This window comes from Roseovarius tolerans, from assembly GCF_900109855.1.
GTDB classification, from domain to species: domain Bacteria; phylum Pseudomonadota; class Alphaproteobacteria; order Rhodobacterales; family Rhodobacteraceae; genus Roseovarius; species Roseovarius tolerans.
Genome location: NZ_FOBO01000021.1, coordinates 36,480 through 54,877, shown reverse-complemented (window position 1 = coordinate 54,877; position 18,398 = coordinate 36,480). Strand labels below are relative to the sequence as shown.

18 protein-coding genes, 1 tRNA gene and 1 pseudogene are annotated in these 18,398 nt (G+C 64.1%); 11 read left to right on the top strand and 9 right to left on the bottom strand.

Going from position 1 to position 18,398, the window contains the following annotated elements; translation table 11 throughout:
- Positions 1-55: 55 nt before the first annotated feature.
- A complete protein-coding gene (locus BMX04_RS16715; protein ID WP_175477397.1) occupies positions 56-337 on the bottom strand; it encodes a hypothetical protein in 282 nt (93 codons plus the stop codon).
- 668 nt (positions 338-1,005) lie between these two features.
- Here BMX04_RS16715 and BMX04_RS16710 point away from each other — a divergent pair.
- Positions 1,006-1,569 (top strand): hypothetical protein, encoded by a 564-nt coding sequence (locus tag BMX04_RS16710; protein ID WP_074788015.1) that lies wholly within the window; start codon positions 1,006-1,008, stop codon positions 1,567-1,569.
- Positions 1,570-1,630: 61 nt separating this feature from the next.
- Here the strand turns inward: BMX04_RS16710 and BMX04_RS16705 are convergent.
- A pseudogene (locus BMX04_RS16705) lies at positions 1,631-1,900 on the bottom strand (transposase domain-containing protein); the annotation flags it as partial.
- Between the two features lie 101 nt (positions 1,901-2,001).
- On the opposite strand from BMX04_RS16705, the gene BMX04_RS16700 reads away from it, so the two are divergent.
- Complete coding sequence (locus BMX04_RS16700) at positions 2,002-2,199, top strand: hypothetical protein (RefSeq protein WP_074788014.1); 198 nt, start codon at positions 2,002-2,004, stop codon at positions 2,197-2,199.
- Between the two features lie 59 nt (positions 2,200-2,258).
- On the opposite strand, the gene BMX04_RS16695 is transcribed toward BMX04_RS16700, so the two are convergent.
- Positions 2,259-2,334, bottom strand: a tRNA-Lys gene (locus tag BMX04_RS16695).
- 108 nt (positions 2,335-2,442) lie between these two features.
- Here BMX04_RS16695 and dapF point away from each other — a divergent pair.
- From dapF to BMX04_RS16680, 3 genes are read left to right on the top strand one after another with little or no spacing between them, the layout of a single operon-like run.
- Entirely contained in the window at positions 2,443-3,276 is an 834-nt protein-coding gene (gene dapF, locus BMX04_RS16690) for a diaminopimelate epimerase (protein WP_074788013.1), read from the top strand.
- Positions 3,273-4,532, top strand: coding sequence for a tRNA (N(6)-L-threonylcarbamoyladenosine(37)-C(2))-methylthiotransferase MtaB (gene mtaB, locus BMX04_RS16685; protein ID WP_074788012.1), 1,260 nt, complete (start codon positions 3,273-3,275; stop codon positions 4,530-4,532). Before dapF ends, mtaB begins: the two co-directional genes overlap by 4 nt.
- Before the next feature lie 13 nt (positions 4,533-4,545).
- Positions 4,546-5,166, top strand: coding sequence for an FMN-binding negative transcriptional regulator (locus BMX04_RS16680; protein ID WP_074788011.1), 621 nt, complete (start codon positions 4,546-4,548; stop codon positions 5,164-5,166).
- A gap of 294 nt (positions 5,167-5,460) precedes the next feature.
- On the opposite strand, the gene BMX04_RS16675 is transcribed toward BMX04_RS16680, so the two are convergent.
- The 3 genes from BMX04_RS16675 to BMX04_RS16665 form a co-directional block, all read right to left on the bottom strand.
- Positions 5,461-6,957 carry a phosphomannomutase/phosphoglucomutase gene (locus BMX04_RS16675; protein WP_074788010.1) on the bottom strand — a complete coding sequence of 499 codons (1,497 nt, stop codon included), beginning with the start codon at positions 6,955-6,957 and terminating at the stop codon, positions 5,461-5,463.
- An 88-nt stretch (positions 6,958-7,045) separates the two neighbouring features.
- Positions 7,046-8,686 carry a KpsE/RkpR family capsule polysaccharide export protein gene (locus BMX04_RS16670; RefSeq protein ID WP_074788009.1) on the bottom strand — a complete coding sequence of 547 codons (1,641 nt, stop codon included), beginning with the start codon at positions 8,684-8,686 and terminating at the stop codon, positions 7,046-7,048.
- Positions 8,664-9,323, bottom strand: a complete 660-nt coding sequence (locus BMX04_RS16665) for an ABC transporter ATP-binding protein (RefSeq protein ID WP_050663410.1) — start codon at positions 9,321-9,323, stop codon at positions 8,664-8,666. The genes BMX04_RS16670 and BMX04_RS16665 overlap by 23 nt, the downstream gene beginning before the upstream one ends.
- A gap of 761 nt (positions 9,324-10,084) precedes the next feature.
- On the opposite strand from BMX04_RS16665, the gene BMX04_RS16660 reads away from it, so the two are divergent.
- From BMX04_RS16660 to BMX04_RS16645, 4 genes are read left to right on the top strand one after another with little or no spacing between them, the layout of a single operon-like run.
- Entirely contained in the window at positions 10,085-10,564 is a 480-nt protein-coding gene (locus tag BMX04_RS16660; RefSeq protein ID WP_074788008.1) for a UPF0262 family protein, read from the top strand.
- Between the two features lie 3 nt (positions 10,565-10,567).
- A complete protein-coding gene (locus tag BMX04_RS16655; RefSeq protein ID WP_050663408.1) occupies positions 10,568-11,029 on the top strand; it encodes an arsenate-mycothiol transferase ArsC in 462 nt (153 codons plus the stop codon).
- A complete protein-coding gene (locus BMX04_RS16650; protein WP_074788007.1) occupies positions 11,026-11,421 on the top strand; it encodes a ketosteroid isomerase-related protein in 396 nt (131 codons plus the stop codon). Before BMX04_RS16655 ends, BMX04_RS16650 begins: the two co-directional genes overlap by 4 nt.
- The gene (locus BMX04_RS16645; RefSeq protein WP_074788006.1) at positions 11,418-12,002 is read left to right on the top strand and encodes a GNAT family N-acetyltransferase; all 585 of its coding nucleotides are present in this window, start codon (positions 11,418-11,420) and stop codon (positions 12,000-12,002) included. Before BMX04_RS16650 ends, BMX04_RS16645 begins: the two co-directional genes overlap by 4 nt.
- Before the next feature lie 63 nt (positions 12,003-12,065).
- On the opposite strand, the gene rimO is transcribed toward BMX04_RS16645, so the two are convergent.
- Complete coding sequence (rimO, locus tag BMX04_RS16640; protein ID WP_074788005.1) at positions 12,066-13,454, bottom strand: 30S ribosomal protein S12 methylthiotransferase RimO; 1,389 nt, start codon at positions 13,452-13,454, stop codon at positions 12,066-12,068.
- Positions 13,455-13,563: 109 nt separating this feature from the next.
- Here rimO and BMX04_RS16635 point away from each other — a divergent pair, with 109 nt between their 5' ends.
- Positions 13,564-15,507: an AsmA family protein gene (locus BMX04_RS16635; protein WP_074788004.1), complete on the top strand. Its 1,944-nt coding sequence runs from the start codon at positions 13,564-13,566 to the stop codon at positions 15,505-15,507.
- Between the two features lie 52 nt (positions 15,508-15,559).
- The gene (locus BMX04_RS16630; RefSeq protein ID WP_074788003.1) at positions 15,560-16,756 is read left to right on the top strand and encodes a class I SAM-dependent methyltransferase; all 1,197 of its coding nucleotides are present in this window, start codon (positions 15,560-15,562) and stop codon (positions 16,754-16,756) included.
- Here BMX04_RS16630 and BMX04_RS16625 read toward each other — a convergent pair.
- Positions 16,732-17,901, bottom strand: coding sequence for a geranylgeranyl reductase family protein (locus BMX04_RS16625; protein ID WP_074788002.1), 1,170 nt, complete (start codon positions 17,899-17,901; stop codon positions 16,732-16,734). The genes BMX04_RS16630 and BMX04_RS16625 overlap by 25 nt on opposite strands.
- Entirely contained in the window at positions 17,902-18,357 is a 456-nt protein-coding gene (locus BMX04_RS16620; RefSeq protein ID WP_074788001.1) for an Lrp/AsnC family transcriptional regulator, read from the bottom strand.
- Between the last annotated feature and the right edge of the window lie 41 nt (positions 18,358-18,398).

Here is an 18,398-nt window from a genome sequence, read left to right as displayed (position 1 = left end):
ACGCTGCAAACGGATCTAATCCGTGCCTCAATCCACAATCAAGAACTCTGTCGCCTCAACATGTAGTCCCGCCGGAACAAAAGGGATAAGCCTTTGCGGTCAGATCGAAACCAAAATGATCGCGGTTCGCCACCCGCACCAGATCAATCAGCCGGTCCATCACCCAGCCCAGCCCATCAACCTCGTCGGTCCACACCAGATCGGCACTGCGCATGTTGTGGTCACGGTTTCGCCCGACCAGCAGCGCCGGATCTGTGGGGGCTTGGGATATGGCGGCCACGATCGCGTCGCATTCCGCGACGCTGAAGGCCTCGGGCATCGCATGCATAGACAGCATAAATGGGCCTTTCACACATGGATACTCCGGTCCCAGGCAGCCCGCATGGGAGGCAAGCGATCAGTCACGTAACATACCACCGCGCCGCGCCCTTGTCTGAAAATTCAATCGCCCGATGCTGTGCGGCAGGCGAAATCCTGCGTGTTTGGGGGCCTTGCCCTATGTGGAAAATCACACGGATTTGACGCGACGCAGCGCAGATTTCGGATCCTATCAGCGGGCGGCGTCACGCAATATTAGGCCAAACATCATGCATTTGTGACCAGAGCCGGACCTTGAGCGCGGTATGGGGCAAGGTCAGGTGAGCGGGACTAAATGAGCTTTCGCTGTGGTTGCGCTAATGAAGCGTCAGTTGCACTTTCGGGTACGCTCGGACGAAACCGGCATATGGCTCTGAATACGGACGTTCTGAGTTTGAGGCATTGGTGGTGATTGTCAGCTTGCCAACGGGTTGTTCGGCGCGCCGATTGATCGCGGCAACATGATGATGAAACTGCCGGCCAACAAGTTTTAGCGCGGCAAGGGGATGTTGCATAATTGACCCGGCTGAACTCGCGTATCCGGACTATGCGACCTCAAGGTATTCATCACACAGTGTTTTGCTAGACTGACTTTACCACGGTGCGGAAAATAGTGCCGGGCTATAAAATATTGTGAGGCAGAAAAGCATGAAAATCCTTTCCGGGTGCGCAAGTTTGCTTGCGGCCATAATCATTGCATTTCCCGCAGGCGCGGCAGATGAAGCCCTTGATCTTGAAGAGGCGCAGTTCGACCAAGCCACAGCGATACCCTTGATGTACAGCATGGAGGATCTGGCGGATGCTGCCCCGCTGGACGAACCTGTGCCGCTCCCTACCAGCATTCCCGGCGCGTCAGACCATGAGCGTCGCCGCCCGAATTTGGGTGCAGGTGTGGATGCCAAGTCTCCCGGTGTTCCAGCGCTCCCGCGTCCCAGCAGCAACAACTTGGGCCTAAGCGGGGCTTTCGATATAACCGACACCTTCGCCCTGATGAGCGGCTATGGCATCGTGGATGCCAAAGACAGATCGCAAGATCGCGCTCAACTGGGCGTTCGGTTCGCCCCAAGCTCGCAGTCTTCCTTTACCGCCAGTATCGAGTTCTCAGACCCGAAACAGCTGAATTTCACAGAATCTGACATGGTGCTGAATATTGGCGCTGAATTCACCTTTGGGGCCCCGCGCGCGAAAAAATCAGGTGGCCGGTGGCGATGAAGTAGCTGCCGGTCAACAAGCTGTAACCAGCTTTCAATCGTAATCGTCCGGTCTGACTGGTCTACGGCGCTGTTTTCAACGGCCGCAGGTCATCGACGCGGTTGATCTTGTAGTCCGGGATGCGTGCGAGTTTATCGGCCAGCCAGGCTTGGTGATCGACGCCATTCAGTTTGGCGGTTTCGATCAGGGTGTAGGCGATGGCGGCTGCGCGACCACCGGTCTGTGATCCGACGAACAAGTAGTTTTAGCGCCCAATTGCGACGGATCGCATAGCGTGTTCTGCAGTGTTGTTGTCCAACTCCAGGATACCATGTTCGAGGTAAGGTCTGAGCACCTCAGCCGAACGGCCATTTTAGCTTCTCTCTATCATGGACTGGAACTTGAGAAGCTGACATTCGTGCAGCCCGCAGCAACAGGCAAAATGGGCTCGTTATGGACATTCGCCGCAGAGCGATCGCGGGTCTGGTTTTGGTCGGCCAGGTGCCAGAGCGCCAACACCGAACGGTCACTGCGCAAGAAATCACTGCACGCATTGACCACAGCAGGCTCAAATACCTTGGACTATCGCGCCGTTTGATTGCGTTTGTAGCAAATACTGTAGAAAAAAACGGTATGGAGATGGTGTTTTAATCAGCGCTTTTTAGGAGTTTTTAACCGATAATATCTTTTATTATCAGCACTTTATGCAGTGGTGAGCCGTGCAGGATTCGAACCTGCGACCCACTGATTAAAAGTCAGTTGCTCTACCAACTGAGCTAACGGCCCACTAGGGGCGGTATCTAGAAAGAGCGGGGCGGGGGGTCAACCCCGAAAGTGACGCTTGTTCGAAGGATCGTATGGATTCATCCCGCGCGCGGGTTTATATGCCCGGGCATGACCGATATGCGCGAAACAGGGCTGGCTTTCATGAAGATGCACGGGTTGGGCAACGACTTTGTCGTGCTCGATGCGCGCGCAGGGGATATCGCGCTTTCTGCGGCGCTGGTCGCGGCGATCGCGGACCGGCATCGCGGCATCGGATTCGATCAGCTTGCGGTGATCGGGACGGGCGAGGGCGACGCGCATCTGACCTTTTACAATGCCGATGGCTCGACTTCGGCGGCCTGCGGCAATGCCACGCGCTGCATCGCGCGCCACCTGATGGCGGAGACCGGCAAGACCGCGCTGACGCTGAGCACTGCGCGCGGGGTGTTGCAGGCGGTCGATGCGGGGGGTGGTCTGACCTCGGTCAATATGGGGCAGCCGCAGCTCGGCTGGGACGAAATTCCGCTGGCCGAGGCGATGGAGACGCTGGAACTGCCCATAGAGGGCGGCCCCGCCGCCACCGGCATGGGCAACCCGCATTGCACGTTTTTCGTCGAGGATGCCTGTGCTGTGCCACTCGACCGGTTCGGGCCGCGCTACGAGCATCACCCGCTATACCCTGAGCGCACCAATGTGCAGGTGGCGAGTGTGATCGGTGCCGATCATCTGCGCATGCGGGTGTGGGAGCGGGGCGTGGGCGTGACGCTGGCGTCGGGGTCGTCGTCCTGCGCCGTGGCCGTGGCCGCCGCGCGGCGCGGGCTGACCGGGCGGCATGTGCGGATCAGCCTCGATGGCGGCACGCTCGATGTCGATTGGCGCGAGGATGGCGTGTGGATGACCGGCGAGACGGCGCATGTCGCGAGCGGCGTGCTGACGCCGGAGTTTCTGGCGAGGGTCCAATGAGCGACGCGCCGCGATTCACCACGCTGGGCTGTCGGCTGAACGCCTATGAGACCGAGGCGATGAAGGATCTCGCCGGGCAGGCGGGGCTGGAGAATGCCATCGTGGTCAACACCTGCGCCGTCACCTCTGAGGCCGTGCGCAAGGCGCGGCAGGAAATTCGCCGGTTGCGTCGCGCGCATCCGGGCGCGCGCCTGATCGTGACCGGCTGCGCGGCGCAGACCGAGCCCGAGACCTTTGCCGCGATGGAAGAGGTCGATGCCGTGATCGGCAATACCGAGAAGATGCAGGGCGACACATGGGCCGGTCTTGCCGCCGATTTCATCGGAGACGCGGAGCGCGTGCAGGTCAACGACATCATGTCGGTGACAGAGACGGCGGGTCACCTGATCGACGGTTTCGGCACCCGGTCGCGCGCCTATGTTCAGGTGCAGAACGGGTGTGATCATCGCTGCACCTTCTGCATCATCCCTTACGGTCGGGGCAATTCGCGCAGCGTTCCGGCGGGTGTCGTGGTCGATCAGATCAAGCGGCTGGTGGGGGCGGGCTATAACGAGGTGGTGCTGACCGGTGTGGACCTGACAAGCTGGGGGGCGGACCTGCCGTCGCAGCCGAAACTCGGCGATCTGGTGATGCGCATCCTGAAGCTGGTGCCGGATTTGCCGCGCCTGCGGATTTCGTCGATCGACTCGATCGAGGTGGATGACAATCTGATGCAGGCCATCGCGACCGAACCGCGCCTGATGCCGCATCTGCATCTGAGCCTGCAGCATGGCGACGACCTTATCCTCAAGCGGATGAAGCGGCGACATCTGCGCGACGATGCGATCCGCTTTGCGGAAGAGGCGCGGCGCCTGCGGCCCGAGATGACATTCGGTGCCGATATCATCGCCGGTTTCCCGACCGAGACCGAGGCGGCGTTCGAGAACTCGCTGCGGCTGGTGGAGGAGTGTCACCTGACCTGGCTGCATGTGTTTCCTTACTCGCCGCGCCCTGGCACCCCGGCGGCAAAGATGCCGCAGTTGGACGGGCGCGCGATCAAGGCGCGGGCTGCACGGCTGCGGGCGGCGGGTGAGGCGCGTGTGGCGGCGCATCTGGCCGAACAGCAGGGGTGCCGCCATGCCGTGCTGATGGAAAACCCGCGGATGGGCCGGACCGAGCAATTCACCGAAGTGCGTTTCGACAGCGACCGTCCCGAGGGCGCGATCGTCACCGCCACGGTGACGGGCCATACCGGCACGCAACTGACAGCTGTCTGAAGGGTCGTCCGCGATGCATCCCAATCCTGCCTTTCGTCAGGCCGACACGGCCCGTAACATCGCCTTTGCGCGCGCACAGGGCTTTGGCCTGCTGGCGGTGGCCACCGGGGACGCGCCGCTGATCAGCCATATCCCGTTCCTGTTGTCGGAAGACGGCACGCGCGCCGAGTTTCACCTCGTGCGCTCCAATCCCATCGCGCGGCTCATGTCTGATCCGCTGCCTGCGCGGCTCGCGGTGCCGGGGCCGCAGTCTTATGTCTCGCCTGATTGGTACGGCGTCGAGGATCAGGTGCCGACCTGGAACTATGTCGCCGTGCATCTGGTAGGGCAGGTGCGCTTGCAGCCGCAGGAACGGATGCGCGATCTGCTCGACCGGCAATCGGCGGAGTTCGAGGCGCGGCTGGCGCCCAAGCCGGAATGGCGGGCGGAGAAAATGACACCCGAGGTGCTGGAGCGGATGATGCGCCAGATCGTGCCCTGTGAGATGCGGGTGGACGAGATCGCGGGCACCTGGAAGCTGGGCCAGAACAAGCCCGAGGATGTGCGTCTGCGCTCCGCTGATCCGCTGGCGGCGGCGGGGCAGGGGCAGGAGGTGGAAGTGCTTGCGGGGCTGATGCGGGAACCGCCGGCTTGAGTGCTTGGGGTGTTGGGACTGCGCGGGGAGCCTCAGCTGAGAAAGATGGCCTGAAGCTCTCGTGGTCGTGAGCCGCGTATCGACGGGCCGCGGTACGGCGATCCAACGTAAGTTTTGCAGCGCTTTATCTCAGCCAAGCCCGAGAAACATCAGAGCGCAGAGCAGGTTGCAGCCAAATCGCCGTGCCGTCGGGGCGGCCCGGCGATGCGCGGCGGCCTTCGGCCGCGTTTCGCGCAGGGTGCTTCAATCGGATGACCGCTCCACGCCAGATCACCCCGTGCCGGAAACCGAGCGTCAGATCATCTGATCGTAGTCGCCCACCTCGGGTTCGATGCGGATCACCGCGTCGATATCGGCGAAGATGGCGCGCATCTCGGCCTCGCTGTCGCTGCTTTCGCAGACCACCACGAGGTTGGGTGTGTTCGACGAGGCGCGCACCAGCCCCCATGAGCCATTGTCGAGAATGACGCGCGCGCCGTTCACCGTCACCACCTCCTTGATGCGGCGGCCCGCGAGTGTGTCGCCCGCCTCGTGCTTGGCGACCAGTCGCGCGACGATGCGCTCCAGCACAGCGTATTTCTCGGTGTCGGCGCAATAGGGCGACATGGTGGGGGTGGCGTAGGTCATCGGCAGGGCGCGCCGCAGGTCCGACATGGACATATCGGGATTGCGGTCCATCAGCTTGCAGATTTCCACGGCGACGCGCATGCCGCAATCGTAGCCGCGCCCCACCGGCTCGGCGAGGAAGTAGTGCCCCGATTTCTCGAACCCGGCGAGCGCGCCCAGTTCCTTGACCCGGCGCTTCATGTGGCTGTGCCCGGTCTTCCAGTAATCCGCCGTCACGCCGTTTCTGATCAACTCGGGATCGGAGGCAAAGAGCCCGGTGGATTTCACATCCGCCACGAAGGTGGAGTTGGGGTAAATCTTCGACAGGTCCCGCGCCATTATGACGCCGACCTTGTCGGCGAAAATCTCTTCGCCCTCGTTATCGACCACGCCGCAGCGGTCACCGTCGCCGTCGAAGCCGAGCGCGAAATCGGCCCCGGTGGCGCGCACCGTGTCGGCCATGTCGTGCAGCATTTCCATGGCTTCGGGGTTCGGGTTGTAATGCGGAAAGGTGTAGTCGAGCGTGTTATGCGAGGCGACCACCTCGACCCCGATGCGCTCGAACAATTCGGGCGCAAAGGCCGAGGCGGTGCCGTTGCCGGTGGCGCAGACGACGCGCAGCTTGCGGCTCATCTTGAAGTCACCGGCGAGGTCGTCGAGATAGGCCTCGCGCACGCCGGGCACGAATTCGTAAGATCCGCCGGGATGCGGCTGACCGCGCCCTTCGAGCACGATCCCCTTCAGTTCGGCCATCTCGTCGGGGCCATGCGTCAGGGGGCGTTCAAACCCCATCTTGACACCGGTCCAACCATTCGGATTGTGCGAGGCGGTGACCATGGCGACGGCGGGCACATCGAGGTGAAACTGCGCGAAATAGGCCATTGGCGAGAGGCAGGGCCCGATATCCTTGACCGTGATCCCGGCCTGCATCAGCCCGAGGATGAGCGCGTTCTTGATGCTGAGCGAATAGTCGCGGTAATCGTTGCCGACCGCGATCACCGGCGCGATCCCGCGTGCGCGGATTTGCGTGCCGAGGCCAAGACCGAGCGCGGTGATGCCGGGCAGGTTGATCTGATCGGGATATTTCCAGCGCGCGTCATATTCGCGAAAGCCCGTCGGCACGATCATCGCGTCGCGGAGGAATTCCCACGTGTTGGGGGTGACGGTCGGCAAGGGTGTGGTCATGCAATGGCTCTTTATCAAGGGGTCTCCGGTCGCTGCGCGCGTTGTGGCAAAAAGCCACGCGGGGGTAAAGCGCCCGCGTGGCCACTGGTTACGATGACACCTGTTCGCGCAGGATCGAGGCGGTGAGCGAGATCATCAGGTAGATGCCCGAAAAGATCAGGAAGGCCAGGACCGTGTTCTCGAACACGCGCGGATAGGAGGAATCCTGCGAGGGCAGGGGGCGCACGCTGACGGTGAGATAGCGGACCTGCTTGTTGGCCTCGACCTCGGATTGGCGCTTGGTTTCGAGGGCGGATTGCAGAACCATGTCGGCGGTTGCGAGATCGGCCTGCGCCATCTGGATCGCGGCCGTCTTGGAGGCGAGCGAAGTTTCGCCTTCCGTGGCCTCGGTCAGGCGCCCCTTTTGCCGGTTCAGTTCGGCGCGGAGTACGTCGATTTCGCTGCGAAGGGCCGCGACCCGGGCGCTGTTGGGGCGGGCGTTGTTCAACTGGATGCTGAGATCGAGCTCTTTTTCCTGGAGCTGCAATTCGACGGTGTTGACGAGGCTGCGGATGCCCGCGATCTCGCCCTCGGGATCGAGGATGCTGCCCTCTTGCAGCGATACGAGTTGTTCCTGCGCCGTCCGCCGCTCTGCCTTGGCCTGGTCCAGGCTTTCGATGGCGGTCTTGACCGCGTCCTGCCGTTTTTCCTGACTGAGTTCATCGACCCGTTCTTCGGCATAGGCGATGAGGTGTTCCGAGAACTCGGCGCTTGCCTCGGGATCGGCGCTCGAGACCTCCATCCGGATCACCCCCTCGGTCGGGTCGTAGCCAAGCTTCACGTATTTGCGGTAGAGGCTGTAGGCCTCCTCGTTCGAGGCATCCGGGTCGAGCCGTTGCAAGGGGTCGATATGGGGCTGGCTGAAATGCGCGCGAAAGCCGACATCGGCGTCGAGGCGCAGCATCGCATCCTTTGATTCAAGATATTCCTGCGTGGCGATGGCATCCTGCCCGGTGGCGAACTGGCTGGGCAAAAGCCCGCCAAGCCCGCCGCGCCCACCGCCGCCACTATCCGCCGAGAGGATCAGAAAGGCGGATTTGGTGGCATACATCGGCGTGGCGACGGCGATGTAGTAATAGCCCACGATCACCGTCGGCAGGATGACAAAGGCCATCAGCCGCGAGAACAGCAGGGCCAGCTTGCGTCGCCGTCGCCGCCCTATATCACGCTGGATTTCCTGGATTTCCCGTGCGCGGCGGTCGGCGGGGCTGATGTCCGTCGCGGGCAGGTTGGGGTGACGCCCCGCTGGCACGGTTTGCGGCAATTGCACCCGCGTTTCGGCCTTGGCGTCATCGGTTGCGTCCGCGGTCTGGGCGGTGCCGGTGCCCTTGTTTGCGACGAGTTCGAGGATATTGGCGCGCTGGAACGGGTCGATGCCGCGTGCCCGCAACAGGCGCACGGCGTCGAAATCGGAGGTCGGGGCCAGCCCGTGTTTCTGGGCCATGCGCCGCGCCATGCGCAGTTGCCGCCCGGTCAGACCCTCGCGGCGGATCTCGTCGATGCCCTGGGCGGTGTCGGTTTCGCGGGCCGAGGCGAGTTCGCCGGTCTGCGCCTGTGCCTCGTCCTGTTCGGTCTCAGGCGGCGGCGCGTCGTCATAGGCGCGCGCGGCATTTCCCGTCTCCGCCATGGCGGAGTCGCTGGGCGTGCTGCGCCGGATGCGGAATTTTCTAACCTTGGGTTTCGTAGTCATAAAGCTCTCTTGCCTCTTCCAAGGTGTCGAACATGTAGAGTTTCCCGCCCATCAGGACGGCCGCCGAGGTGGCGAATTTCTCCAGCACTTTGGGATCGTGCGACACGATGACGATGGTGGTGGTGCGCAGGCGTTCGCGCAGGATGTCGCCCGCCTTGCGATTGAATTCCACATCGGTGGAGCCGGGCATGCCCTCGTCGATGAGATACATGTCGAAATCGAGCGCCAGCATCAGCGCAAAGCTGAACCGCGCGCGCATGCCCGAGGAATAGGTGCCGATGGGTTGATCGAAATATTCGCCCAGCCCGCAGAGCCAGCGGCAGTAGGATTCGATGTAGTCGGGATCGAGCCCGTAGAGCCGCGCGATATAGCGGGCATTCTCATGCGCCGAGAGGCGGCTGATCACGCCGCCCATGAAACCCAGTGGAAACGAGATGCGACAGTCCCGCCGGATCACCCCTTCGTCGGGTTTCTCGAGCCCGGCGATCATGTTGATCAAGGTGGTCTTGCCGGTGCCGTTGGGGGCGAGGATGCCGAGGCTGCGGCCCAAATCCACCCGAAAGGACACACGGTCAAGGATGACCTTGCGCTGTGTGCCCGTCCAGAAGGACTTGCTGACATTCTCGAATTCGAGCATCCGTTGGCCCCGATACTACTGCTCTCCCGCTTTAACGGGATACTCTTAAGGTCGGCTTAGCCTCATCGCGTCATTATTGCCGATCTGACGACAATATGCCATTGGAACAAGGCAATATTATGCGCCTGGTGACGTAAATCGTGGCAATTTCCTGATCCTGAGCGGACCGCCGCTTGTCGAAAGCAACCTGAAGGCTGCGATCCGGGCGCGGCCACGCCCTGTCTGAGCGGTCACCGCGCGGATGTTTCGACTGGGGTTTCGGGCGTTCGCCCGCGCTGTTGCGCGGCACGGGGGGTGGGTGTCGTCTGCGTGAACATTTGCCAATAGTGGTTTTGGGCGGACATACGCACCACCCGCGCGAAACGCACCGAAGGTGCCGCGCGATCGCCGGGCCGTCCCGCGGCCTGGCGATATGATAGGACGCGCAACGTGTCGAGTTCAGGATGACTTGGCTGGGATAAAGTACCCGCCACGGCAGGTACATCGCCAGTCCCCGGCCCTGCGATCACGCGGCACCTTCTAGGGGTCAGCAGTGACCGCTCCAAGCCAATCCCAACCGTCAAAATGAACACGGTCACCGGCGGTAAAGCCCGCACGCCCGGCGCGTCGCGGCGCTCGGCCTTCATCGCCGCCCGAGCCATTCCGGCGTGGCGCATCGGGCACGGGGGGCGCGCCGCGTCGCCCGTGCGGCACGCTGGCGATTGCCCAAGCGCGCCGCCTGCGCTAGGCACGAGGCGGATAAAGCTGCACGAGTGATTGCCATGAGCCGGATTTGCCATATCGAGTTGGATGACGCCAACCTGCCGCCCCCCACGCCCGAGATCGAGCAGGAGCGCAAGGTGGCGATGTATGATCTCATCGAGGAGAACAGCTTTGCCCTGCCCGCGCGCGACGATCGCGTGGCCCCCGATGGCCCCTATCGCGTCGGCCTGTCGATCCGCGAAAAGCGGCTGGTGTTCGATATCCGAACCGAAACCGGCGATCCGGCGACGGAATTCCACCTGTCGCTCAGCCCGTTCCGACAGGTGGTCAAGGATTACTGGGCGATCTGCGAGAGCTATTTCGACGCGGTCAAGAATATGCCGCCCAGCCAGATCGAGACCATCGACATGGCCCGGCGCGGCATCCACAACGAGGGCGCGCGCGTGCTGTCCGAACGGCTGGAGGGCAAGGCGGAGATCGACAACGACACTGCGCGGCGGCTCTTCACGCTGATCTGCGTGCTGCATTTCGGGGGCTGATCCATGCCCGAGGCGCTGCCGCAATCGGTGCTCTTTTGCTGCGATCACAACGCGGTGCGCTCGCCGATGGCGGAAGGCATCATGAAGAAATTCTACGGCGCGGGCACCTATGTGCAATCCGCTGGCGTCAAGAGCGACATGGAGATCGACGGCTTTTCCATTGCCGTCTGCCGCGAGATCGGGGTCGAACTGGAACGCCACCGCACGCGCAGTTTCGATGAGATGGAGCAATGGGGCGACGATCTGTCGTCGTTTGACCTGATCGTCGCGCTCAGCCCGGCAAGCCAGCGCCGGGCGCTCGACCTTACCCGCTATTTTCACCTCGATGTCGTTTATTGGCCAATCATGGACCCGACCGGGCTTGCGCAGGAGCGCGGCGCGCGGTTGGTTGCGTATCGCAAGACCCGTGATCAGATCATCGGCCATTTGCAGGACAGATGGGGCCCACCCCGGGAGGACACATGAACGAGACTGTGCGCGCCTATTTCAACTCCTTCAACCATGGCGACACGCCCGCGATGCTGGCCTGCCTGAGCGATGATATCCGGCATTTCGTCAACGAAGGGCAGGTGCGGGTCGGCAAGGATGCCTTTCGCGCCTTTTGCGATCACATGAACCGCTGCTACCGCGAGGAGTTGACCGATATGGTGATCTTCGACGCCGAGGGCGGCAGCCGGGCGGCGGCCGAATACATCGTCAACGGCACCTATCTGGAAACCGACGAGGGGCTTCCGCAGGCCAATGGGCAGACCTACCGCCTGCCTGCAGGTTCGTTCTTTTCGCTGGAAAACGGGCTGATCACCCGCGTCGTGACCTATTACAACCTTGCCGACTGGACGCGTCAGGTTTCGGCATGATCGCGGTGGAGCGGCTGACCGGCGATAAGCTGTCCGCCGCTTTGCCCGATGTGGCGCGGCTGCGGATTGAGGTGTTCCGCGCCTTTCCCTATCTCTATGACGGCGATCTGGCCTATGAGGAACGCTATCTTCAGGTCTACCGCGACAGCGATGATGCGATCCTTGTCGGGGCCTATGACGGGGAGCGCCTGATCGGGGCTGCGACCGGCACCCCGATGGAGGATCACGCCGATGATTTCGGCGCGGCGTTTGCGGGCACGGGGCTGGCGCTTGAGCAGATCTTCTATTGTGCCGAGAGCGTGCTCTTGCCCGGCTATCGCGGGCGGGGCATCGGGCATCGGTTTTTCGATGCGCGCGAGGCGCATGCGCGGGCGCTGGGCCGGACGCATTGTGCCTTTTGCGGGGTGCTGCGCCCGGCGGACCACCCTCTGCGCCCCGAGGGCCACCGCACGCTTGATGCGTTCTGGCGCAAGCGTGGCTATGCGCCTGTGGAGGGGGCCGTGGCGCAGTTCCGCTGGAAGGATATCGACCGCGAGGATGAGACCGACCACGATTTGCAGTTCTGGATGCGGTCGCTCTGAGTTTTTACAGTCAACCCCGCGAAGGCGGGGGGCGGAGGGCGAGATTGACCGGAGATCCTCGGGTCAAGCCCTAGGATGACGGGGGATGCGCCCCCACAGGTCATATTCCCCGGCCTCGTCCACCTCGACGGTGACGATGTCGCCGACCGAGAGGGGGGCTGTGTTCTCGTCGATGAAGAGGTTGCCGTCGATCTCGGGGGCGTCGGCCTTGGTGCGGCAGGTGGCGATGCCGTCCTCGTCGATATCGTCGATGATGACGTCGAGATGCTGGCCGACCTTCGCGGCGAGTTTCGCCTCGGAGATCGCCTGTGCCTTGGCCATGAACTGGTCCCAGCGGTCCTGTTTGACCTCTTGGGCGACGTGATCGGGCAGGGCGTTGGAGCGGGCGCCGGCGACGTTTTCATATTGAAAGCAGCCGACCCGGTCGAGTTGCGCCTCGTCGAGCCAGTCGAGAAGCGTCTGGAACTCCGCCTCGGTCTCGCCGGGATAGCCGACGATGAAGGTGGAGCGCAGGGCGATGTCGGGGCAGTCGCGCCGCCATGCAGCGATCTCGTCGAGGGTGCGCGCGGCGGCGGCGGGGCGGGCCATGCGTTTGAGCGTGTCGGGATGCGCGTGCTGGAACGGGATGTCGAGATAGGGCAGCACGAGCCCCTCTGCCATCAGCGGGATGAGATCGCGCACATGCGGGTAGGGATAGACGTAATGCAGCCGGACCCATGCGCCGAGCGATCCCAGATCGCGCGCCAGATCGGTGATATGGGCGCGGTGGCCGGTCGTTTCGGCATGTTTGATATCGACACCGTAGGCGGAGGTGTCCTGGCTGATGACCAAGAGTTCCTTTACGCCGCTCTGCACCAGCTTTTCGGCCTCACGGATCACCGCATGCGCGGGGCGGCTCTGTAGACGCCCGCGCATGTCGGGGATGATGCAGAACTTGCACTTGTGATTGCAGCCCTCGGAAATCTTGAGATAGCTGTAATGGCGCGGCGTCAGGCTGACGCCCGAGGCGGGCAGCAGGTCGATGAACGGGTCGGGCGAGGGCGGCACGGCGGCATGCACGGCATCGAGCACCTGTTCGTATTGATGCGGCCCGGTGACGGCGAGCACGCGGGGATGCACCCCGGTGATGTAGTCGGGCTCGGCCCCCAGGCATCCCGTGACGATCACCCGGCCATTTTCGGACAATGCCTCGCCGATGGCCTCCAGGCTTTCGGCCTTGGCGCTGTCGAGAAAGCCGCAGGTGTTCACGATCACCGCATCCGCGCCGGTATAGTCGGGCGAGATGCCATAGCCCTCGGCGCGCAGCCGCGTCAGGATGCGCTCGCTGTCCACCAGCGCCTTGGGACAGCCCAAGGAGACCATGCCGATGGTCGGCTGGCCATGGCGGGGCGTCTCGGTCAGGCGGGCGCGCGGGGCGAGGTCGGGGCGGAGGCTGGGCGGGTTCTGTGACATGGCCGCGATATAGCCTCTGCCCGGTCCCGCGGGAAGGGGCAAAAGCGGTTGCCCAAGCCCGCGCTGCACGCCTAGAGTTGTGCTGAGCGTTGCAAAAGGGGATTGTGCCATGCGGTGGGTGTTTCGGCTGATCGGGCTGGTGGTCGTGATATTGGCGATCGTTCTGGGCGCGCTGTTTTTCCTGCCGGGCGACCGGATCGCCAAGATCGCCGCCGAGCAGATCACCAAGGCGACGGGCCGTCAGGTCACCATGTCGGGGGATACGCGGATCAGCTTTTACCCCGTTCTGGGGGTTGCGACCGGGGCGGTCGAGGTCGCCAATGCCGACTGGTCCGAGGCCGGGCCGATGTTCACCGCCGACAGTCTCAAGATCGGGGTGGAGCCGGGGGCGCTCTTTGGCGGCGATATCCGCATCACCGGGCTGGAGGCGGTGGGGCCGCAGATCCGGCTGGAACGGGCCGTGGACGGCCGGGTGAACTGGGAATTGGGGGTCGAGGGTGTGGCCCCCTCTGGCCAGTCCGAGGGCGGCACGCGTGCCACCGCGAACCGGTTGTCGCTGACGCTGGACCGGGCGCTGATCAAGGGTGCCTATCTGACCTATACCGATCACGGCACTGGCGAGGTGCAGGCGATCCGCGACATGGATTTCGATCTGCGCTGGCCCGATTACGATGGCCGGGCGACATTCGACGTGGTGCTGCGGCAGGCGGGCGATCCGGTGACGGTATCGGGCCATCTGGAACAGGTGGGCGCGTTCATCGACGGGGCGGTCACGGATGTGGTGGCCAATATCGAGGGGCCGGGCGGGCGCATCGGTTTTGACGGGCGTGCCAGGCTGCAGCCGCAGGTGCAGGGGCGGTTCGACATCGACATGCCCGACACGCGCGCCTTTGTCGCGGCGCTGGATTTGGGCGCGGTGGACCTGCCGCAGGGCTTTGGCGCGGGGGTCAGGGGCGGGGCAGATGTGACGCTGACGCAAGCGATGCGGCTCAGCTTGCGCGACATGACGCTCGATCTGGGAGGGAATGCGCTGTCGGGGGCGGCGGATATCGAGCTTGCGGGCGAGGTGCCGCGCATCAATGCGCAGCTCAATGCGGGCGCGCTTGATCTCTCGAAGCTGGCCGGGGCGGACAGCAATGAGGCGGGCGCGGGCGGTGACACCGGCTGGTCGCGCGCGCCGATTGATGCAAGCGGTCTGGCGCTTGCGAATGGCGAGGTGGCGCTGGTGGCCGACAGCATCGACCTGGGTGATCTGAAGCTGGGCACGACCCGCACGCTGATGACGCTGGACCGGTCGCGCGCGGTCTTTTCCTTGCGCGAATTGCGCGGCTATGACGGGTTGATCACCGGCGAGTTCGTCGCCAACAACCGCTCGGGCCTGTCGGTGGGCGGCACCATGAAAGCCGAGGGTATCAACCTCGAACGGTTCCTTGCCGATGCCATGGACATCACCCGGTTCGCGGCCTCGGCGAGCGGCGAGGTGGAGTTTCTGGGTGTCGGCCAGTCGGTGCATGCGATCATGAATTCGCTCTCGGGCAAGGGCGCGTTGCGCACCGGTCGCGGGGTGATCTCGGGGATTGATCTGGACCGGCTGATGCGCGCGGGCGACGTGTCGGGGGGGACCACGGTTTTCGACACGCTGAGCGCCAGTTTCACCATGGACAAGGGTAATCTCTACAACCGCGATCTGGCGATGAAGCTGCCGCTGGCGCGGGCCGAAGGGACCGGCCGTGTCGGCCTTGGTGCGCGCGATATCGACTATCTTTTCACGCCGGTTCTGCTGGAGGGGGACAACTCGCGTGGCCTTGCCATTCCGGTGCGGATTGAGGGCCCCTGGGCCAGCCCACGGATCAAACCCGATCTGGAGAAGGCGCTTGACCTCAACCTCAAGGCGGAGCGTGAGGAGCTTGAGCAGAAGGCCGAGGAGCGGTTGGAACGCGAGGTGCAAAAGCGGCTCGACGTGACGCCGCAGGAGGGCCAGAGCGTCGAGGATGCGGTCAAGGACAAGCTCAAGGACAAGGCCGAGCGCAAGCTGCGCAAGCTTTTCGACTGAGGCGGGCGTCGGATTTGAGTATTTTGTCCAAGAAGAAACAGGGGGCGCGGCGGTGAGCGAGGTCAGGGCGCAATACGAGGCCTATCCCTATCCGGCGCGCGACCCGGCGGAGGAAAAGACGCGGCTGATCACAGGGTCGCCCTCGCATGTGCTGGAGGTCGATCATTTCGTCTTCGGCGGTGCGCGCGACTGGTCAAAGCCGCTGCGCGTTCTGGTGGCGGGCGGTGGCACCGGCGATGCGCTGATCCAACTGGCGCAGCAGATGCAGGATGCGGGCCGGGTGGCCGAGATCACCTATCTGGACCTCTCAACCGCCTCGCGCGCGATTGCCGAAGAGCGGGCACGGGTGCGGGGGCTGAGCGGCATCCGCTTTGTCACCGGCAGCCTGCTGGACGCGGCGGATCATGGCATGTTCGACTATATCGACTGCTGCGGCGTGCTGCATCATCTGCCCGACCCGGCGACAGGGTTTCGTGCCCTGCTGGCCGCGCTGGCCCCCGGCGGCGGCATGGGCTTCATGGTCTATGCGCCTTATGGCCGATCAGGTGTCTACCCGTTGCAGGAGGCGTTTGGCGCGCTTTTGGACGGGATGGCGTCCGAGGCGCGGCTGAAGGCGGCACGCAAGATCGTCGCGGGCCTGCCCGAGGGGCATCCGTTCAGGGCCAATATCAATCTTGGCGATCACAAGGACAGCGATGCGGGGTTCTATGACCTGCTGCTGCATTCGCAGGACCGTGCCTTTGATGTGACCGCGCTCAACGACATGCTGGAGGCGACGGGCTGGCACCTGTCTGGCTTCACCTTGCCGGTGCTTTATGATCTCGCACGGATCACCGATGTGCCGGACCGCTTGGGCCCGGTCGAGCGCATGGCGCTGGCCGAAAAGCTGGGCGGCACGATCAAGACCCACGTCGGCTATGCCGTGCGCGGCAGTGAGGCGCGGGGCCCGGCGACGGGACGCAATCGGGCGCTGGTGCCGCATCTCAAGGGGCTGCGTGCCGCTGATCTGGCGCGGGCCGTGGGGCAGGGGCAAAGCCCCAAGCTGAGCTTTGGCAGCGTTACCGCGCGGCTGAGCCTGCCGAAAGAGGCGGCCCGGCTGATCGCCGCGATTGACGGGCGGCGCAGCCTGCAAGAAATCGCGCAAGCCACCGGGACCGACCCGATCAGTATGGGCGCGCTCTGGTCGCGGGTCGAGCGGGAATTGAGCGGTCACGGGCTGTTGGTCTATTCCTCGATCCTGCGGCGCTGAAGCAGCATCAGGCCGAGGCGCGGCAGGCGCTGCACCACTTGCCAGAGGATGTCGTGGTAGTCCGTATCGCCTGCCATCAGGTCGAGGAACTGCCGCCGCAGCGTGGTGGAGCGGGCAAAGGCGCGGGCGAAGGACCGCTCGAGCGCGGGGGCGAAGATCACCGGGCGGATCAGCCGTGCCATCCGGAGGCTGCGGTGCAACGGGCGCAGGGCGCGCCGGTAGCGGCGCAGAGCCGTGTCGGGGCGGTGCGCGGCGAGCGCGTCGATTGCCGCCTGTGCGGCCAGTTGACCGCTATGGAGCGCGTGGCCGATGCCCTCGCCGGTGACCGGATCGACCAGCCCGGCGGCATCGCCCGCAAGCAGCACGGCACCGCGCCCCGGCACCTTGCGAACGTCGCCGAAAGGCAGGAACTGACCCTTGATGCGTGCCTCGGGGGCGTCGATGCCGAGCAGATCGCAATAGTCCGCCATAGCGCGTTTCATCCCGGGGTTCTTCGACAGCAGGCCGCCGACGCCGATGGTGGTCGAGCGGCGTTTCGGAAAGGTCCAGCCATAGCCCCATTGCGCCGCTGCAAGGTCGATGCGGATCGGCGCGTCGGGGGCCAGGTGCGGATCGGTTGCCTCAATCTCCAGCCCGAAACCGATGCGCGCGCGCTCGAAGCTCCGGCCGAAGAGGCGTTTCGCCACCTGGCTGTTAACCCCGTCGGCCCCGATCAGCACGCGATAGGCAAGGGCGCGGCCATCCGTGAACGTGACTGTGCGCGCGCCGAAATCCAGCGCCGACACCTCCTGCCCTGTGAAATCCCGCGCGCCCGCGCCGAGCGCCTGTCCGCAGATCATCGCATCCATGTCCCACCGCATGGTGGCGCAGAGGGGTGGCGCGTCTTCGATCAGTCCGACCGACTGGCCACGATAGCGAAAATCGACGGTGGTCTTGCAGTCCTCTGGGTCGAACGGCATCTCGTGGCCGAAAATCTCTGCATAGTGCCGCCGGGCGCGTCCGGTGACGAGACCGCCGCACAGCTTGTCACGCGGAAAGGACTTGCGGTCGATAAGCGCCACGGTGAGGCCCGCGCGCGCGGCCCAGAACGCCGCTGCGCCACCTGCGGGCCCGGCCCCGATCACGATGACGTCGAACTGCTCCATTCAGACCTCGGGCAGCGCGTCGCGCCGGATCATGGTGCGCAATGCGAAGCTGGAGCGCATAGAGCGGATGCCGGGCGTCTGCATCAGCCCGTCTTCGAGGAACCGGTCAAAGCCCGCGAGATCGGCGGCCACGACGCGAATGAGCACGTCGCGGGTGCCGGTCATCAGGTAGCATTCCATGACCTCGTCAAACCGGCGCAGGCGGGTTTCGAAGGTCTTGATGGCGTCGCGGGTGTGATGCTCCAACTCGACGAAGATGAAGGCATTGAGCGGCAGGCCGAGCTTTTCCTGATCGACGCGGGCGGCATAGCCGGTTATCACGCCCGCCCCTTCGAGCCGGGTTATGCGGCGCGCAAGCGGCGTTGGCGAGAGGCCGATGGTGGCCGAGAGATCGGCCAGTTTCTGGCGGCCGTCGCGTTGCAGGGCGGCGATGATGCGGCGGTCGATATTGTCCATAATCCCCAAAACCCCTCTCACTTTTGGGGATAATCCCCAAT

Excerpts from the sequence above, each read along its gene's own strand:
- BMX04_RS16665 (WP_050663410.1), bottom strand. The coding sequence starts at position 9,323 with ATGCTCGAATTCGAGAATGTCAGCAAGTCCTTCTGGACGGGCACACAG.
- BMX04_RS16675 (WP_074788010.1), bottom strand. The coding sequence starts at position 6,957 with ATGACCACACCCTTGCCGACCGTCACCCCCAACACGTGGGAATTCCTC.
- BMX04_RS16650 (WP_074788007.1), top strand. The coding sequence starts at position 11,026 with ATGAACGAGACTGTGCGCGCCTATTTCAACTCCTTCAACCATGGCGAC.
- mtaB (WP_074788012.1), top strand. The coding sequence starts at position 3,273 with ATGAGCGACGCGCCGCGATTCACCACGCTGGGCTGTCGGCTGAACGCC.
- BMX04_RS16660 (WP_074788008.1), top strand. The coding sequence starts at position 10,085 with ATGAGCCGGATTTGCCATATCGAGTTGGATGACGCCAACCTGCCGCCC.
- BMX04_RS16680 (WP_074788011.1), top strand. The coding sequence starts at position 4,546 with ATGCATCCCAATCCTGCCTTTCGTCAGGCCGACACGGCCCGTAACATC.
- BMX04_RS16670 (WP_074788009.1), bottom strand. The coding sequence starts at position 8,686 with ATGACTACGAAACCCAAGGTTAGAAAATTCCGCATCCGGCGCAGCACG.
- BMX04_RS16635 (WP_074788004.1), top strand. The coding sequence starts at position 13,564 with ATGCGGTGGGTGTTTCGGCTGATCGGGCTGGTGGTCGTGATATTGGCG.
- BMX04_RS16715 (WP_175477397.1), bottom strand. The coding sequence starts at position 337 with ATGCTGTCTATGCATGCGATGCCCGAGGCCTTCAGCGTCGCGGAATGC.
- BMX04_RS16625 (WP_074788002.1), bottom strand. The coding sequence starts at position 17,901 with ATGGAGCAGTTCGACGTCATCGTGATCGGGGCCGGGCCCGCAGGTGGC.
- BMX04_RS16710 (WP_074788015.1), top strand. The coding sequence starts at position 1,006 with ATGAAAATCCTTTCCGGGTGCGCAAGTTTGCTTGCGGCCATAATCATT.
- BMX04_RS16645 (WP_074788006.1), top strand. The coding sequence starts at position 11,418 with ATGATCGCGGTGGAGCGGCTGACCGGCGATAAGCTGTCCGCCGCTTTG.
- rimO (WP_074788005.1), bottom strand. The coding sequence starts at position 13,454 with ATGTCACAGAACCCGCCCAGCCTCCGCCCCGACCTCGCCCCGCGCGCC.
- BMX04_RS16620 (WP_074788001.1), bottom strand. The coding sequence starts at position 18,357 with ATGGACAATATCGACCGCCGCATCATCGCCGCCCTGCAACGCGACGGC.
- dapF (WP_074788013.1), top strand. The coding sequence starts at position 2,443 with ATGACCGATATGCGCGAAACAGGGCTGGCTTTCATGAAGATGCACGGG.
- BMX04_RS16700 (WP_074788014.1), top strand. The coding sequence starts at position 2,002 with ATGGACATTCGCCGCAGAGCGATCGCGGGTCTGGTTTTGGTCGGCCAG.
- BMX04_RS16655 (WP_050663408.1), top strand. The coding sequence starts at position 10,568 with ATGCCCGAGGCGCTGCCGCAATCGGTGCTCTTTTGCTGCGATCACAAC.